Genomic DNA, 17,319 nt, shown 5'->3' with positions numbered 1-17,319 from the left:
TCAAGAAAAATATAATTAGTAAACAAAATTTTTGAGTATTAAGAAAATAGTACTTAAATTTGCAGACGTTTATGAACGAGGAAAAATTTGACCTGATTGCAACCTCTATAAAAAAATGCTAAAACAGTATTTCTTTTTCCGGGCAATTTATTCTTAATTTTCTTCCTCTATTTTTAATCTAAAAAAACAAAGAATAATATGTCTTATTTATTTACATCTGAATCAGTTTCAGAAGGACATCCGGATAAAATCGCCGATCAGATCTCCGATGCATTAATCGATCATTTTCTGGCTTATGACAAAAACTCTAAGGTGGCCTGTGAAACATTGGTAACTACGGGACAGGTTGTTTTAGCCGGAGAAGTAAAATCTGATGCCTATCTTGATGTACAGACCATTGCAAGAGATGTGATCAACGGAATAGGGTATACCAAAGGAGAATATATGTTTAACGGAGATTCGTGCGGGGTAATTTCTGCCATTCACGAACAGTCTCCGGATATCAACCAGGGGGTTGACCGGGCCGTAAATGATGAGTCTTTCGAAGCAAAAGCTAACGCACAGGGAGCTGGCGATCAGGGAATGATGTTCGGATATGCCACCAATGAGACGGCTAATTATATGCCTCTTGCACTGGATCTTGCCCATACCATTCTTAAAGAGCTTTCTGCGGTAAGAAGAGAAGGTAAAGAAATTGCTTATCTGAGACCCGATGCAAAAAGCCAGGTAACGATTGAATATTCTGATGACCATAAGCCGGTAAGAATTGATTCTATCGTAGTATCTACCCAGCATGATGATTTCGGAACAGAAGAAGAAATGCTGAACAAAATTCGTGAAGACATCAAGAATATTCTTATTCCAAGAGTGGTGGCACAGCAGCCGGAGGATATCAAAGCTTTATTCAACGACGGGATTAAATATCATATCAATCCTACCGGTAAATTTGTAATCGGAGGTCCTCATGGAGATACAGGTCTTACAGGAAGAAAGATTATTGTTGATACGTACGGAGGAAAAGGAGCTCACGGTGGTGGAGCGTTCTCCGGAAAAGATCCTTCAAAAGTAGATAGAAGCGCAGCGTACGCTACAAGGCATATTGCTAAAAACCTTGTGGCAGCAGGCATTGCTGATGAAGTTCTTGTACAGGTTTCTTATGCGATTGGTGTAGCTGAACCTTGTGGTTTATATATCAACACGTATGGAACTGCAAAAGTAGATCTTCATGATGGTGAGATTGCTAAAAAAGTATCTTCTATTTTCGATTTAAGACCTTATGCTATTGAGCAGCACCTGAAATTAAGAAACCCGATCTATCAGGAAACGGCTTCTTACGGACATATGGGTAAAGAACATTATGTAGCGGACAAAACGTTCAACAAAGGCCAGAAAAATGAAATTACCCTGAAAGATCTTGAGTTCTTTACATGGGAAAAATTAGACAAAGTAGATGAGATTAAAGCCGCTTTCGGAATTTAATTTTCTCTTCAGTATAGAATAAATAGGCTGCTTTATCTTCGGATAAGGCAGTTTTTTTTAATTTTACACCTTAAAATAAATTAAAGATGATGAGTTTTAGAGCGGCAGTTACCTTATTTTCACTATTTTTCCTGAGCATAGCAGCTAAAGCGCAATACACCATGCATAAAATGGTGAGCGTAGGATATACGTATCAGAATCAGAGTTTTGGAGAAGTGGGCGGGAAACTGCTTTTCCTGAAGAATGATGATGTAATTTACAGGCTGGGGGCATCTGCGATGATGGGCTCCACGCATTCAAAATTTGCCATAATGCCGAAGCTTCAGGCTGATGTTCTTCTTAATTTCGAAAAAAACGTAGACTTTTATCATTCTTATTATTTTCTGATAGGAGCAGAAGGAACCAATAAATACGTTGCACCGAAGGTAGGTGTTACGCTTTTCGGGATGCTGGACCTTACCGGAGGATATGCTTTTCCGATCGGGGATACCCGGTTAAACGGAAAAGAGATGAAAGGGCTAAATATTAATTTTACATTAAATGTCCCTACTGTCTTTATTCACGACATGTTTAAATGATTTTTTTTAAATTCTTTTGTAAAAATTTAATAATAGGTTAACAGTTATTAAAAAATTATTATATTTACACCATATAATAATTGTACCGCCTATTGATTTTACTTTACTCTAAAAAACTGTTTTGTATTTACGGCTAGTGCCAGATGAAATATCTGGAGAATTGCTGGTCTGCAAATATTTTATTATTGAGAAGAGTTATGAAATCAAAATCGGACAGCTTACTAATTTCCCTTTACCAGAAAGGAGACGAGGAGGCCTTATCAACCCTTATTCATCGTCATCAGAGAGAACTGTTTACATTCATTTTTTACAAAATTAATGATGAAGATCTGGCCAATGATGTCTTTCAGGACACATTCATGAAGATTATCGTGATGTTGAAGGAAGGACGCTATAACGAAGAAGGAAAATTCATTCTTTGGGCAAAGCGGATCGCACACAACCTTATTATTGATCATTTCAGAGTGAAAGCAAAAAACGTCAAAGTTTCAGAAACTACTTTTGAAACGGATGAGTATTCTATTTTTGATCTGATCAGAGAACCTTCAGAAAATATTGAAGATCATTTGGTTACCCTCCAGATTCAGGAAGATTTGCTGAAGATGCTTCAGTTTCTGCCGCAGAATCAGCAGGAAGTCATTAAATTAAGATTTTTTGACGGATTAAGCTTCAAAGAAATCGCTGATCATACCAATATGAGTATCAATACCACCCTGGGCAGAGTGCGGTATGCACTGATTAACCTGAGAAAAATCATGGATGAAAATAATATTGTATTGACACGATAGGATAATATTTTTAAAAATTTCACGTTTAAAGGAAAACATTCTTCGCCTATGAAAAAAAATGATTCCTTAAAAGTGAAAACTTTGAAACCTAAGAAACAAACAATTGATTTTTTGCTCAGTTTTTCCAAAAGCATTGACATTGTAAAAAGCAAGAGCAAAAGTTATCCTATTTTGAAAAATTAAAATGACTAACTTTGTGCTGTATGAAAATGCAGCACGTTTTTTTTGATCTCGACAATACACTTTGGGATCACCGCAGAAATGCTTATCTGACCATTAAAGAGCTTTTTGAAAAACAGGAAATTACTTCAAAATATAATATTGATTTTGAAGAGTTTCATTCTGTATACCATGACATCAATGAAGATCTCTGGGAAAAGATCAGAGACGGAATTATTGGTAAAGAATATCTGAGAGAACACCGCTTTTATGATACTTTTCAGCATTTTGGAGTAGAGGATAAAGAACTTGCCCTTTATTTTGAAGAAAACTTTCTCGACAATATCGTAGGGTATAATGAATTGGTGGAAGGAGCTGAAGATGTTTTGGAATATTTAAAAGCTAAAAACTACACCCTCCACATTATTTCCAACGGTTTTCAGGAAGTAACGGAAAGAAAGTGTACTCTATCCGGAATTGCGCCTTACTTCAAGACGATTACCAGTGCAGACGCAATAGGTGTAAGAAAACCTGATCCCAGGATTTTTGAATATTCTTTGGGCCTTTCTGAAGCAAAGAAAGAAGAGAGCATCCTGATTGGTGATGACTGGATTGCCGATGCTATGGGAGCAACAGATTTTGGCATGGAAGTCATCTTCTTTGATGTTTATAAGGAAGATAAACGGAAGGATGGATTGAAAGCCATTACCCATCTTCAACAGATTAAAGAATATCTGTAATAAGTTTTAATATGAAAGCATCTGCTGTTCAATGGAGGATAAAATATTCTTAAAGATCAGCAGAGGTCCGCGCTAAAAATAAATGGTATAGGTTCCGAAAACTATAAAGCCATAAAGCAGAATACGCATATGCCGTAAGTAAAAGATCTGTACTGTCTGACCGTCTGCGAGCCAACGATTCCCTCATGGATCAGTAATTTTTAACCGGTTAATTTGCCCGCTTCATCGAATCAACAGAGTTGATTCTCATTCGTGTTTCCTGAAATCAACAATGTCAATCATCAGCTTTGCGTGAAAGAAATGTATTAATCATAACCAATATCTTTATTCTTCGTTTCCTAATTCTTTCCTAAATTGATTCTGAACTTTGCTTCAGAATAACAACAAAAAAAATATAGAATTATGAAAGATTTCAGAAAAATTACCGGAGCATTCATGCTAATATTTATGATGGTAGGCGGCTTTACGTTTGCACAGGACAGAGCCATAAACGCCAATCAGCTTCCTAAAACGGCAAAGAATTTTCTTGCTTCCAACTTCAAAGGAGTTGCTGTTGGTTCAGCCATTGAAGACAGAGCAATTTACGGAGTTGATGAATACAAGGTGTATCTGGCTAACGGCATGAAAGTGGAATTTGACAGCAGCGGAAACTGGAAAGAGGTAGACGGAAAACATCAGAAACTGCCATACGGATTTATCCCCGTTTCCATCAGAAATTATGCTTCTAAAAATTTCCCGAATACCTATATCGTGAAAATTGAGAAGGAAAGATGGTCTTACAAAGCCGAGCTTTCCAACGGTCTGGATCTGGAATTCGACAGAAATGGAAATTTCAGAAGAATTGATGACTAAAATGAAGATACCCACGAACACTTTAAATCTGAATATTATGGTAAACTGGAATATAATCAGCGGAAGCGGAGAAAGCACTTCTTCCGGAAGAATAAGAAAAATGATTTTGTCTTTTTTAACAAAGCATTATCCATGCAGCATTGTAGATTCTGTTGAGAAAAAATTCAATGCTTATAAAATAAGCCTGATGAACGGTATCTGCCTCACTTTTGATGCAGACGGGCGACACATAAAAACCTGTTTTTAAATGAAAGATCAATTATAGCCTCCGTACCGGGAGGTTATAATTTTATATATTTGATAGAGTTTAATAATGAACTGCTGTTGGCTGCAGATAAATTACCGAAGTATGAAGATTTTAATTATTGAAGACGAGCCGGAACTGAGGGAGACAGTACAAAGCTTTTTGGAAGCCGAACATTTTATTGTGGAGTATGCCGGGGACTACAATTCAGGGCTTGAAAAAATCATTTCCTATGAATATGACTGTATTCTTCTGGATATTATGCTCCCGGACGGAAATGGTATTGAACTGCTGAAGGAGATTAAAAAAATGCATAAGAAAGATCCTGTGATCATTTTATCAGCTAAAGATTCTGTAGATGATAAAGTGGCCGGGCTTGAAATAGGGGCAGATGATTACCTGGCTAAACCTTTCCATCTTGCAGAGTTGATGGCAAGAATCCGGTCTGTAATCCGAAGAAAAAATCAGGATGGAGAAAATACAATTGTATATAAGAATATTAGTATTGATCCGGAAAACAGAATTGTAAAAGTGAGCGGTGAGGAGCTGGCCCTGAACAGGAAAGAGTATGACCTGCTGTATTATTTTGTGATTCAGCCGGAAAAAACGCTTCAGAAAACTACTCTGGCTGAAGCGATCTGGGGAGATTATATTGATCAGGCCGACAGCCTGGATTTTATTTATTCTCAGATTAAAAATCTCCGCAAAAAATTAAAAACACTCAATGCAGAAGCCGATTTCCAGGCTGTTTACGGAATAGGATATAAATTCGTCTGATGAAAGTTTCATTAAAATATTACACCATAAAATACCTGATCGTTATCCTTCTGCTGATTATTGCAGTGTGGGCAGGGCTTTTCTATGCCTATATCCTGGATGAAGTCTATGATAATGTGGATGATGGCCTTAAAGACCGGAAAATACAGATCATCAAGGCTGTTTATCACGATCCTAAGCTGCTGGACAGCAAAGATTTCGGATTTAATGAATTTAAGATCAAACCTATTTCAGAATCGGAATATAAGGAGAAGAACAGGCTGTACAATAAGATGTTTTACATGGAGTATGATGACAAGGACCAGCCTTACAGGCTTCTTGAAACAGATTTTATCGATCAGTTCGGAAAACGCCAGCGCTTGGAAATCCGGACATCTACTGTAGAACAGGACGAGCTGGTGTATGATCTTACAACGGCTTTAATTGTACTGTATATTCTGCTTGTCATCAGCATTGTGGCCGTTAACGGATACCTTCTCAATAAAGCAATGCGTCCTTTTTATGCCATTCTGGATAAGCTTAAGAAATATCAGTTCGGGATATCTTCTGTTGAGAAACCTCAGGATTATTCAATAACGGAATTTGAAGAGCTGAATGTTGAAATTAATGAAATGATTGAGCGGAATGAGCTGGTTTTTCAGCAGCAGAAACAATTCATTGAAAATGCATCACATGAGCTTCAGACCCCTTTAGCTATTGTAATCAATAAAATTGATCTGGCAGTCCGGAATGAAAATCTCGACAAAAACAGTCTTCATCTGCTTACCGAAGTAAAAGGGGATCTTCGGAGAATGGTAGGCCTGAATAAGTCTCTTCTGATGCTTTCTAAAATTGAAAACAGCCAGTTTAACCAAACCTTAAAACTGAATTTCAATGAAAAAATTTCTGATCTGATAAACAGTTATGAAGATTTTATTGGGTTTAAAAAAATTAAGGTAGATCTGGAAGAGAAAGGGGATTTTATTGCTGATTTTAACCCTGATCTTGCTGATATTCTGCTTTCGAATCTGCTTAAAAATGCTGTAAAATATAATAATCAGAATGGAGTGATAAATATTATCATAGAAGACAGCAGGCTGATCTTCCGAAATAGCGGTGCTTCTGAGCCTCTGGATTCTTCAAGAATTTTTACCCGTTTTTATAAGCAGGGGGCAGATCACAGCTCTACAGGGCTTGGGCTGTCTATTATCAGGACGATCATCAGACAATATCCGGGCTGGGAGATTATGTACCGGTATGAAGACGGGATGCACAGCTTTATCCTGATTAAAAATAAGGGCTAAGGCTGGAGGCTGATCCATAAAATGAAACAGGCTGTATCAAAACTGATGCAGCCTGTTTTATATGTAATGTCCGGGACTAAAATCCTAAACTTGTTCTTACTCTTTTAAGAGTTTCCATCGCGATAGGTCTGGTTTTTTCAGCACCCTGCTGGAGTTTTGTTTCCAGCTCGTCAAGATTGTTCATATAATAAGCAAAAGTTTCTCTTTCTTTGGCAAAGCGAACCAGGATGAGATCCAGCAATTCCTTTTTAGCGTGTCCGTATCCAAAGTTTCCGGCAAGATATTTTGCTCTCAGCTCTTCGGTCTGCTCAGGAGATGCGATCAGTTCATAGATGGCAAATACTTTATCCGTTTCAGGGTCTTTAGGATCTTCTAAAGATTTAGAGTCCGTTTCAATGCTCATGACCTGCTTTTTCAGTTCTTTTTCAGGAAGGAAGATATTGATGATATTTCCTCTGGATTTCGACATTTTGTTTCCGTCTGTTCCCGGAACATATTTGGTATCTTCCTGAAGTTCAGACTGAGGAAGGACAAGGATTTCTCCCATCTGGTTGTTAAACCTCGAGGCCACATCTCTGGCAAATTCCAGATGCTGAAGCTGATCTTTTCCTACAGGAACGATCTCTGCATCATACAGTAAAATATCAGCGGCCATAAGAATAGGATACGTAAACAGTCCTGCATTTACATCCTGAAGCCGATCTGCCTTATCTTTAAATGAATGAGCCAGTGTTAATCTTTGATAAGGGAAAAAACATGATAAATGCCAAGATAGTTCACAGGTTTCAGGGATATCACTCTGTCTGTAAAAAAATGTTTTTTCGGTATCTAGTCCACAAGCAAGCCAAGCCGCAGCAATCTCGTAGGTATTTTGTCTTAACGTCTGCGCATCCTTAATCTGGGTAAGGGTGTGAAGATTCGCAATAAATAAAAATGATTCATTTCCTTCCTGCTTGGAAAGTTCAATAGCAGGAATGATCGCCCCAAGAAGATTTCCAAGATGGGGAGTTCCGGTGGCTTGAATGCCGGTAAGAATTCTTGACATTAGTTTAAATTATTTGATTAAAAAAATAAAAAACAAAAATACTAAAGATTGTAGTGGCTGGCAAATTCTTTTTGTAAGGGAACTTTTGAAGACTACTGTAACCGATTTTTAGATTATATTTGTAAAAACACCATGTATATGGAAAATAACCATTTTCTTTCATTAAAGCTTTTCAAAGCTGTTAAAAATCTTTGGATCTTATTTCTGATCTGTCTCATTACAGATTTTGTGACCCGGTATTTTTATCCTGATCATTCCAATACCTTCTCCGGAATACTGGATAATTTGTCATATGCGCTCAATGCGTTGTTTTTCTTATGGTATTTTATAGTGAATAAACGGTGGAAATCAGTATTAATCATTCTTCCGTTTCTGTTATTGTTCTGCTTCTTCATGGAAGATATCCGGAACATTGTAGATTATTATATCCCGTTTGAAGAAAGCATCAATTCTGTTACCCTTAGAAAATGGACCTACCTCATTCTGCAGCTTGTAACAGTATGGGTGATCGTCAAAAGATACCAGGCTGAAGAGAAGCCGGATGGCAAAAACATAATGATTAAGCTTTTTCTGTTGAATTTAGGTCTGTTTGCGTTATATCATTCAGACTTAGGATTTATAGAAAACCTGATAGGTTCCGCTTCTTATGATTCAAAATCTACAGAATTTATCATTACATTAATTTATTATTTTCTCAGCAGCATTAAGAGTACAGCCTATCTTGGAGCCTTTTTATTTTTAACGGGATGTATTGTGAAAGGTGAAAATATTTATACTTTTTCAAAAAATGCTCTGGAATATGCAGGCCGTTATTTCTGGACCACTTCTTTCATCATGATTACCTGTGTGATATTTGCCTTTTTTGCCCTTATTGAAAGTGCATTCAAGCTGGAATTGGATTTCCTGGGAAAAAATATGAATATGTTTGGATGGATCAGTACGATAGTCCTGATTATATTCTTTGTGATCAGCTCCAGATTTACAGGGCAGTTCTTAAAAGAAAGGAGTATCCTGAAAAATAAATATTACGGAGCTGCCGGGGCTTCAGTCTGGATTCCTGCCGTTAATATTATTTCGCTTTTAATGATCCGGTTTGACGATAAAATTAAATTTCTGGCTCCTGCCCATATCCATAAAGCAAAGAAAATACACCTTGCTGTTATAGCATTGCTTCTGCTCTTTCAGTTCAGAAAAGGAATTATGGCTGGAAAGACGGACGATATTCTCTCATGTATTATTTATATTGCTGCTTTTATTACAGTAGCATACATCAAAAGATTCACGTGGGTTTTCCCTTTGGTTTTAGGACTGATTGTAACCGCTATAAAAGTATATCCTTTCTACAGCGGAATTTACGCACAGGAATTTATCTTTAAAGATTATGTGATGGATTTTCTGAAAAATACAGCTTCCGTTACCCTGATCCTGACGATGATTATCTTTTACGGGATTTATTATATTGCCTACCAGACGCTCAATGACAAGAAAATAAAAGCTTAAATCATGTTTATATTCTAAACCTGTTTAAACTTAAAAATCAAAAGAGTTTAAAATAAAACTTTTGTGGCTTTTGTGATTTAATAAAAATTAAAGCTTTATTTGGGTCTGACGCTAATTTTTTCTTAGGATAATTGAGGTCTTATTGAACATGCTTTCTCCGTCACCGTCTTTGGCTTTTATTTTATAGTCAAAAGTATATTTACCGTCTTTTTCAATAGGGATACGGGTGATTTCCTGTTCAAACTGCCAGGATGCTTTCACTAATTTTCCTTTGATCCCGGTGCTGTCTGTGGAAGATTCCTGTTTGTCTTCTCCCTCTTCTTCCTTTTCTTCTTGTACCGAATACTCGGAATTAATTCTCTTTTCCGGGCCTGAAAACATCGGAAGAATAGCATTACTTACTGTATTCCCGTCAAGGCTGAGGTTATAAATCAGGTTGAAAGAAGGAACCATGCCGTTGGTGACAAAAGACGCATCCAGCTTTCCCCACACCACCAGGACATCGCCTTTTTTCATATTCAGATTGTCTTCCGTGTTGACGAGCTGAGGGTCTACAAGATTCTCTTCGGATATTTTCTCTCCGACAGGATTGCAGGAAAGCATGATCAGAGAGCATAATAATAAAATGGATATTGGCTTCATGGTGATTTAGATTTTTAAATGTTTACTGAAGTAATCATTCATAAGGGCAATAATATCATTGCCGTCTTTATTGGTCATGCTGATCAGGTAAAACTGCCCTTTGTCGGTTTTTATTGAGCTGATGATGAAATATCCCGGTGGGCTGCTGTATGAATAATGGTCAGCGTCTTCGGCGCTCACAAGAATACTGCTGTTACTGATTCTTTTGATGAATTTAAACTTATCATCATATCCGTACTTTCCCTGGAAATATCCGTCAGTAAAGCGGTTTTCAAACGGAAGTTCATCAAAAGTTCCTGAAAAACCAGAATCGGCCAGTATTTTTGTCTGGTCTATGCCTTTCTGGCTATGGATGTGATCCCGGTAAAGATACAGGTCAAAATTAGGCTTTCTGATGTCGGCACTGTCATTGTCTTTCAGGAAATATTTCAGTTCCTTCTGAAGCGATGTGTAATAGCGGCCGTAAGATTTAAGTTCCACTTCCGAAAGTCCGGATTTTACCTTTTCCCAGGTCAGGCTTTCAGAAGGAGTTTCTTTATCAAAAGCAAGCAGATTTTTAGCCTTCCTGTATGCTGAAAATAATGCAGCATATTCCAGCTTTTCATCGTTGTATTTTGGTGTTTCGGCTGTATAAAGGTAATATCTTTTTGATGCGGTATCGTATTGTCTGTAGTACAGCTTTTTATGACCGAAAGAATCTATGAAAATCAAGGTGTTTTTATCTTCCAGCAGAATCTTTTCTGCCGGATTGAATTTTTTGATGTCTGTAACGGAATAAATATTCGGGTTGTCCGATTTTCCTACCATAAGCACCTCTCCGGAATCACCATCAGAAAGATTATTCTTGATGCTGATTCCCAGCGGTAGTAATGAATCATCCTCTACCTGTGTGGGATTTTCCGGATCCTCAAGGTTGATGTTGGGACTGGAGAAAGAATATTCTTTAAGATAGTTTCCTAAAGGAAGCATTAAGTCTACCGATGATGCAGAATCTATATCAAAGGTAAGTTTCTTCAGGTATACCGGTTTTTGATCTTCCGCCTTCCGGATAGAATCAATGGAAGACTGAGGGATTCCCATAAGCATATCGGTATATCCCGTGTCTTTTTCTTTTCCTCCGCAGGAAAGAAGAAACAGAAAGGAAGTTATAAAAAGTCCAAAATAAGATTTTCTCATAGCATGGTTATAGATCTTAAAAATACTAAAATCATTTTATTTCAATCCTGTCTCCTCCAAATTTGGGTTCAACACCAAAAATGAGATCCCAATATACCTTTGCTTTGGCTAAATATTCCCTAAGATTGGTTTTTAAACCTGCATATTTATTCACATCCGGGGCATTATACCCGAAAGCCTCCATTCCGTTTTTCCGGGCGAGAAAAACAGCCCTTTCATTATGGAATTTCTGCGAAATGATGACCAGTCTGGTCTGTCCGAAAATTTTATTTGCCCTGATAACGGAGTCTAATGTGCGAAATCCTGCGTGGTCCAGATATATTTTGTTTTGGGGAACACCATTCTGTACCAAAGCAAGCTGCATGTCTTCCGGTTCATTATACTCTTTAGTGCTGTTGTCTCCGCTTACGATAATGTTTTGTATTTTGCCGCTTTTGTAAAGATCCGCAGCTGCCTGAATCCGGTTATAGAAATAAGCATTTGGCATTCCGTTGCTGAGGTTTTTCCCCGTACCAAGCAGGAGAGCTGTTTTTGCTGGCGGGACATCTGAAATTGTATAGGTGACAAATTCGCTGCTTTCCTGCCTGATGCTGTAATTGGCCCAGGCTATAAAAATAATTCCTGCTAAAAGAAGAAGCAGGAAAATTTTAAACATATTTTTGAGTATTTTTTTCATCAGGAATTTTTTTAAAATTCAAGGCCGTTTGGAAAAGCTTTTTTTCTGAAGATTAACAATAAAGCGGCGCCTATGGTAATTGCAGAGTCGGCAACATTGAAAATGTACTTAAAGAATTCAATATGTTTACCACCTATCAAAGGAACACTTTCAGGAACATTCCAGTCTACCAGCGGGAAGTGTAGCATGTCTACCACGCAGCCTTTCATAAAGGCAGAATAGCCGTTGCCAAAAGGAACAAACTTGGAAACTCCTCCGTAACCTATCCACCGGTCGATACTTGGGTCATAAACCGTTCCGCTGTCGAAAATCAGTCCATAGAACATCCCGTCGATAATATTTCCGATGGCACCGGCAAAGATGATTGCCATGGGGATTAAAAGATAATTGGAAGCGCCTTCTTTCAGCCATTTTTTAAACATGTATACCATTCCTCCAATAAGGAACAGTCTCAGGATTACCAGGAAATATTTTCCGATAACTCCTCCGAAATGAAGCCCGTAAGCCATTCCGGGATTTTCTACAAAAGTAAGTTTAAAGCCCGGAAAAACAGAAACGCTGTCATCCAGGTTGAAATGGGTTTTAATGTAAATTTTTGAAGCCTGGTCAATTAATAACACTAAAAATGTTATCGCTAAGATCTTTTTCATTACAGTCCTTTAGGTTTTGACGGTTTTGAAGCGGGTTTCGCATTTTTTTTATCGGTTACTTTCCCGGCTGCTTTGCCATAAAAGGCATCTTTGCTATGAGCTTTTTCAAACTTGATATTCATTTCTTTTAATACACTTTTCAGGGCATTAAGCTCCATAGAGTTTTTAGGATGTACTATGATAGATTCCATTGTCTTGTTTTAAATTTTTACATTTTGGACAGCTCATCAAGCCTTTTTCTGTCTTTAGCAGAGAGGTCATTGATTCCGTTTTTGCCCATTTTGCTTAAAAGTTTGTCAATTTCTTTTTCCCTTTCACGTTTGTCAGAATTAAACTGATCATCAATAGTATAGTTTTTATGCTGAACCGGAAAAAATCTGTTCCTGATCCATTCCCTGTTGAAGAACAGCAGGGCAGCGGCAACGATAATAACTAAAATAATGACTTCGCTCATGGGGTTATATTAAAAATTAGGTTTATAAAGTATCCGTGAATACGATATAAACCCAATATTATTTTACAAACCTTACGGCTTATTTCTGCATATTTTTCGCTTCAATGCTCAGCGTAGCATGAGGAACGGCTAAAAGTCTTTCCTTTGGAATTAATTTTCCTGTTACCCTGCATACACCGTACGTTTTGTTTTCGATTCTGATTAACGCATTCTTAAGATCACGCACGAATTTTTCCTGTCTTCCTGCCAAAATAGAGTTCTGCTCCTTGCTCAGTGTTTCAGCTCCTTCTTCAAAAGCTTTGAAAGTAGGGGAAGTATCATCAGTACCGTTATTCTGGTCATTGATGAAGCTTTCTCTGATCAGCTGAAGATCTTTTTCAGCTTTTTCTATTTTTTCTTTAATGATCGCTTTAAATTCCTGTAAATCAGCATCGCTGTATCTAACTCTTTCGTCTGACATATTCTTTTCTCTTTTTTAATAAAATTATGAAATGGAATTTGAAATACAATAACTACCTGTTAACTTTTTTCGATATTTATCTTAAAATTAACCTCATCTATTTCGATTTCGTTAAAATTTGAAAGTGAAGATACAATTTCTATTTTATTTGACAAGACCTCGGATGAAATATATTCCTCATTTTTCTTAATATCTTCAAGGAAAGGTGAGTTTTCTTCAATGAAGATATGAATGCGGTCTGTCAGTTCAAAGTCTTTATCTTTTCGCAGGTTCTGAATTCTGTTAATGAATTCTCTTGCGATTCCTTCAGATTTTAACTCATCGGTTAACGTCAAATCTAGTGCCACTGTCGTTTTTCCATCGGAGGTAACCGTCCATCCCGGGATATCTTTTGTTGAAATTTCTACATCATCAAGCGTAATTTCATACCCCTGGATATTGATTTTTCCTTCTTTTTCAAGAGTGGAAATCTGCTCTGCACTAAAGTTGGTGATCTCTCCGCCTACCGTTTTCATGTCTTTGCCCAGTTTAGGACCCAGCGCTTTGAAATTCGGTTTTATCTGTTTTACAATTAAATGGGATGCTTCTTCAGCATTAATCAACTGTAATTCTTTAACATTTACTTCCTGCCTGATCAGGTCTGCCACTGCTAAGATCTGCTCTTCTGTTTTCTTATCCAGAACAGGGATCAGAACTCGCTGAAGCGGCTGTCTTACTTTCAGGCTTTCTGCACGTCTGATGGACAATACTAAACTTGTGATGGTCTGAGCCAGATGGGTTTTTTCAACCAGGTCTTCATCAATTAAGCTTTCATCGGCTACAGGGAAATCCGTTAAATGTACAGATTCACAGTTTTCCTTTCCTGTTACTTTATTTAAGTCCTGATACAATTGATCCATAAAGAACGGAGCAATTGGAGCAGACAGTTTAGCCACTACCTCAAGGCAGGTATATAAAGTCTGGTAAGCAGAGATTTTGTCATCAGAATAATCTCCTTTCCAGAAACGTCTTCTGCACAGCCTTACATACCAGTTACTTAAATTATCATTAACAAAAATATTGATGGCTCTTGCTACTCTGGTCGGCTCATAATCTTCGTAGAATGCTTTTACTTCTTTAATTAAAAGATTCAGCTCGGAAAGGATCCATCGGTCGATTTCCGGACGGTTTTCCACTTCTTTTTCCGAGTAGTTAAAGCCGTCAACATTTGCATATAAAGCAAAGAATGAATAGGTATTGTAAAGGGTTCCGAAGAACTTTCTTCTTACCTCATCAATTCCCTCAATATCAAACTTCAGGTTTTCCCATGGGTTTGCATTGGAAATCATATACCATCTCGTTGCATCAGGACCATATATGGATAGAGTTTCGAACGGATCTACGGCATTTCCTTTGGATTTTGACATTTTCAGACCGTTTTTATCTAAAACAAGTCCGTTACTCATTACATTTTTATAGGCAACAGAATCAAAAACAGCCGTTCCGATCGCATGAAGCGTATAGAACCATCCACGGGTCTGGTCAACCCCTTCTGCAATAAAGTCAGCAGGGAATGCTTTGTTGTTATCAATCATTTCCTTATTCTCAAAAGGATAATGCAATTGAGCATATGGCATGGAGCCTGAATCGAACCAAACGTCAATCAAATCGCTTTCACGCTTCATTGCTTTTCCTGATTCTGAAACAATGATAATCTGGTCAACGATATTTTTGTGCAGGTCAACCAAAGCATAATTCTGCTCAGACATGTTTCCAATCACAAAACCTTTAAATGGATTCTCCTTCATAAAGCCCGCAGCAATAGATTTTTCGATCTCATTGTACAGCTCTTCCACAGATCCGATGATCTTTTCTTCTTTCAGGTCATCTGTTCTCCAGATCGGTAAAGGGATCCCCCAGTATCTTGAACGGGACAAGTTCCAGTCGTTGACGTTTTCGAGCCAATTGGCAAAACGGCCTTCTCCTGTAGATTTTGGCTTCCAATTGATTTCTTTATTCAGATCTACTAACCTGTCTTTTACAGCAGTCATCTTTACAAACCATGAATCCAACGGATAGTATAATACAGGTTTGTCCGTTCTCCAGCAATGTGGGTAAGAGTGAACATATTTCTCTACTTTGAAGGCTTTGTTCTCTGTTTTCAACAAGATGGCAAGCTCCACATCCCAGGACTTCTCTGGAGCAGTACCTTCATCGTAATATTCGTTCTTGATATATTTCCCTGAAAATACTTCAGGCACATTCTCCCCCTGGATAAATTTACCCTGTAGATCTACCAATGGAACAAGATTGTCACTTTCATCCTTTATCAACATCGGAGGGATCTCAGGCTGAGCCATTTTGGCTACTCTGGCATCATCAGCACCAAATGTGGGAGCTGTATGTACGATACCCGTACCATCTTCAGTTGTAACGAAATCACCTAAGATTACCCTGAAAGCATTTTCAGGATTGTCATTGGGTGTAAACCAGGGAACTAATTGTTCGTATCTTGTATCAACAAGTTTTTCTCCTGTAAATTCCTTTAAAATTCTGAATGGAATGACTTTAACTTCCGGAGTATAATTGGCAAAATCTTCATCTGTACCTTCAGTATATTTCTTACCGAATACTTTCGGTAAAAGAACACGGGATAATACAACAGTGATCGGCTCAAATGTATATTGGTTGAATGTTTTAACCAAAACATATTCAATATCTCGGCCTACTGTAAGAGCAGTGTTGGATGGTAACGTCCAGGGAGTTGTTGTCCATGCAAGGATATGTACATCTCCATCAACATCGTTGAATAAAGCAGATGAATCTTTTTTAACCTTAAACTGTGCTACAACCGTTGTATCAGAAACATCGTGATACGTTCCGGGCATATTTAATTCCGCAGAAGAAAGACCTGTTCCTGCTTTCGGGGAATAAGGCTGAATAGTATATCCTTTGTACAGCAAATCTTTGTTATACAACTGCTTCAGCAGCCACCATACGGTTTCCATATATTTGGATTTGTAGGTGATGTATGGGTCCTCAAGATCTACCCAGTACCCGATTTTCTCGGTAAGGTCGTTCCACACCCCTGTATAACGCATTACCGCTTCACGGCACGCTTTGTTGTAGTCTTCAATAGAGATCTTTTTGCCAATATCTTCTTTGGTAATTCCTAATTCCTTTTCTACGCCCAGTTCCACAGGAAGTCCATGTGTATCCCAGCCCGCTTTACGGAAAACCTGCTTCCCGTTCTGCGTCTGGAAACGACAGAAAATATCCTTTAATGCTCTGGCCATTACGTGGTGAATTCCGGGCATACCGTTTGCTGAAGGCGGACCTTCATAAAAAACAAACTCGGGATTGCCCTCGCGAATCTCAACACTTTTACTAAACGTTTTATTCTGTTTCCAAAATTCCGCTACATTGTCGGCTACGTCAATAAGGTTGAGGTTTTTGTATTCTTTAAATTGGCTCATTGTAAATATCTCAATATCGTTGATTAATTAAGTCTGCAAATTTAGTGAATTTTGTCGGTTTATAAGATATGTTTTATTTAGGTAATTTCTATTAAAAACTTCAATCTCAGAAATATAAATGCAGGGAATGGCAAAAAGTGAATGGTGAATGGTAACTGGGTGAACTTTAATACTGTTGTTCACAGGTAAATTAGGGTTCCTGAAAAATAAAAAATAATCCATTGGCTTTAGCCAAGATCTTTTTTAGATACAGCGTATTATTTGATGGGAAAAACATTTTCCTTATGTTGTAGAACGCTATAGGGTTCAAAACCTGTAACCTTATTTATAAATAATTATCTGCATGTTCTGAGGGAAATTT

At 37.7% G+C, this 17,319-nt stretch carries 18 protein-coding genes; 9 read left to right on the top strand and 9 right to left on the bottom strand.

The features are described from left to right. The first annotated feature begins 198 nt into the window (after positions 1 to 198). The 8 genes from metK (at position 199) to AOB46_RS09345 (ending at position 6,900) form a co-directional block, all read left to right on the top strand. On the top strand, positions 199 to 1,479 hold the full coding sequence (metK, locus tag AOB46_RS09380) for a methionine adenosyltransferase (RefSeq protein WP_062698640.1): 1,281 nt from the start codon (positions 199 to 201) through the stop codon (positions 1,477 to 1,479). An 86-nt stretch (positions 1,480 to 1,565) separates the two neighbouring features. Then, a complete protein-coding gene (locus AOB46_RS09375; RefSeq protein ID WP_062698638.1) occupies positions 1,566 to 2,057 on the top strand; it encodes a hypothetical protein in 492 nt (163 codons plus the stop codon). 197 nt (positions 2,058 to 2,254) lie between these two features. Further along, positions 2,255 to 2,845, top strand: coding sequence for an RNA polymerase sigma factor (locus AOB46_RS09370; RefSeq protein WP_062698954.1), 591 nt, complete (start codon positions 2,255 to 2,257; stop codon positions 2,843 to 2,845). 203 nt (positions 2,846 to 3,048) lie between these two features. Then, on the top strand, positions 3,049 to 3,744 hold the full coding sequence (locus AOB46_RS09365) for a YjjG family noncanonical pyrimidine nucleotidase (protein ID WP_062698636.1): 696 nt from the start codon (positions 3,049 to 3,051) through the stop codon (positions 3,742 to 3,744). Positions 3,745 to 4,146: 402 nt separating this feature from the next. Beyond that, a complete protein-coding gene (locus tag AOB46_RS09360; RefSeq protein ID WP_062698634.1) occupies positions 4,147 to 4,596 on the top strand; it encodes a PepSY-like domain-containing protein in 450 nt (149 codons plus the stop codon). Then, on the top strand, positions 4,568 to 4,843 hold the full coding sequence (locus AOB46_RS09355) for a hypothetical protein (protein WP_062698632.1): 276 nt from the start codon (positions 4,568 to 4,570) through the stop codon (positions 4,841 to 4,843). Before AOB46_RS09360 ends, AOB46_RS09355 begins: the two co-directional genes overlap by 29 nt. Before the next feature lie 102 nt (positions 4,844 to 4,945). After that, positions 4,946 to 5,617 (top strand): response regulator transcription factor, encoded by a 672-nt coding sequence (locus AOB46_RS09350; protein ID WP_062698952.1) that lies wholly within the window; start codon positions 4,946 to 4,948, stop codon positions 5,615 to 5,617. Next, positions 5,617 to 6,900: a sensor histidine kinase gene (locus AOB46_RS09345; RefSeq protein WP_062698630.1), complete on the top strand. Its 1,284-nt coding sequence runs from the start codon at positions 5,617 to 5,619 to the stop codon at positions 6,898 to 6,900. The genes AOB46_RS09350 and AOB46_RS09345 overlap by 1 nt, the downstream gene beginning before the upstream one ends. 76 nt (positions 6,901 to 6,976) lie before the next feature. Here the strand turns inward: AOB46_RS09345 and trpS are convergent, their stop codons facing one another. Next, positions 6,977 to 7,945 carry a tryptophan--tRNA ligase gene (gene trpS, locus AOB46_RS09340; protein ID WP_062698628.1) on the bottom strand — a complete coding sequence of 323 codons (969 nt, stop codon included), beginning with the start codon at positions 7,943 to 7,945 and terminating at the stop codon, positions 6,977 to 6,979. A gap of 138 nt (positions 7,946 to 8,083) precedes the next feature. Here trpS and AOB46_RS09335 point away from each other — a divergent pair, with 138 nt between their 5' ends. Beyond that, positions 8,084 to 9,445, top strand: coding sequence for a hypothetical protein (locus tag AOB46_RS09335; protein ID WP_131724345.1), 1,362 nt, complete (start codon positions 8,084 to 8,086; stop codon positions 9,443 to 9,445). Positions 9,446 to 9,556: 111 nt separating this feature from the next. Here the strand turns inward: AOB46_RS09335 and AOB46_RS09330 are convergent, their stop codons facing one another. The 8 genes from AOB46_RS09330 to ileS form a co-directional block, all read right to left on the bottom strand. Beyond that, positions 9,557 to 10,087: a hypothetical protein gene (locus AOB46_RS09330; RefSeq protein ID WP_131724344.1), complete on the bottom strand. Its 531-nt coding sequence runs from the start codon at positions 10,085 to 10,087 to the stop codon at positions 9,557 to 9,559. A 6-nt stretch (positions 10,088 to 10,093) separates the two neighbouring features. Then, positions 10,094 to 11,263, bottom strand: coding sequence for a hypothetical protein (locus tag AOB46_RS09325; RefSeq protein ID WP_062698623.1), 1,170 nt, complete (start codon positions 11,261 to 11,263; stop codon positions 10,094 to 10,096). Positions 11,264 to 11,294: 31 nt separating this feature from the next. Further along, on the bottom strand, positions 11,295 to 11,939 hold the full coding sequence (locus tag AOB46_RS09320; RefSeq protein WP_062698618.1) for a vancomycin high temperature exclusion protein: 645 nt from the start codon (positions 11,937 to 11,939) through the stop codon (positions 11,295 to 11,297). A gap of 11 nt (positions 11,940 to 11,950) precedes the next feature. Next, positions 11,951 to 12,589 carry a lipoprotein signal peptidase gene (locus AOB46_RS09315; RefSeq protein ID WP_062698616.1) on the bottom strand — a complete coding sequence of 213 codons (639 nt, stop codon included), beginning with the start codon at positions 12,587 to 12,589 and terminating at the stop codon, positions 11,951 to 11,953. Then, on the bottom strand, positions 12,589 to 12,780 hold the full coding sequence (locus AOB46_RS09310; protein WP_062698614.1) for a DUF2683 family protein: 192 nt from the start codon (positions 12,778 to 12,780) through the stop codon (positions 12,589 to 12,591). The genes AOB46_RS09315 and AOB46_RS09310 overlap by 1 nt, the downstream gene beginning before the upstream one ends. A gap of 17 nt (positions 12,781 to 12,797) precedes the next feature. Then, positions 12,798 to 13,043 (bottom strand): DUF6576 domain-containing protein, encoded by a 246-nt coding sequence (locus tag AOB46_RS09305; RefSeq protein WP_062698612.1) that lies wholly within the window; start codon positions 13,041 to 13,043, stop codon positions 12,798 to 12,800. 79 nt (positions 13,044 to 13,122) lie between these two features. Then, the gene (locus AOB46_RS09300) at positions 13,123 to 13,503 is read right to left on the bottom strand and encodes a TraR/DksA family transcriptional regulator (RefSeq protein WP_002983772.1); all 381 of its coding nucleotides are present in this window, start codon (positions 13,501 to 13,503) and stop codon (positions 13,123 to 13,125) included. Between the two features lie 59 nt (positions 13,504 to 13,562). After that, positions 13,563 to 16,958, bottom strand: a complete 3,396-nt coding sequence (gene ileS / locus AOB46_RS09295) for an isoleucine--tRNA ligase (RefSeq protein ID WP_062698610.1) — start codon at positions 16,956 to 16,958, stop codon at positions 13,563 to 13,565. Positions 16,959 to 17,319: the final 361 nt, after the last annotated feature.

It is taken from the genome of Chryseobacterium indologenes (assembly GCF_001295265.1).
GTDB classification, from domain to species: domain Bacteria; phylum Bacteroidota; class Bacteroidia; order Flavobacteriales; family Weeksellaceae; genus Chryseobacterium; species Chryseobacterium indologenes_A.
The sequence above is the reverse complement of the archived record's forward strand: the minus strand, read 5'-3'. Positions and strand labels throughout refer to the sequence as shown.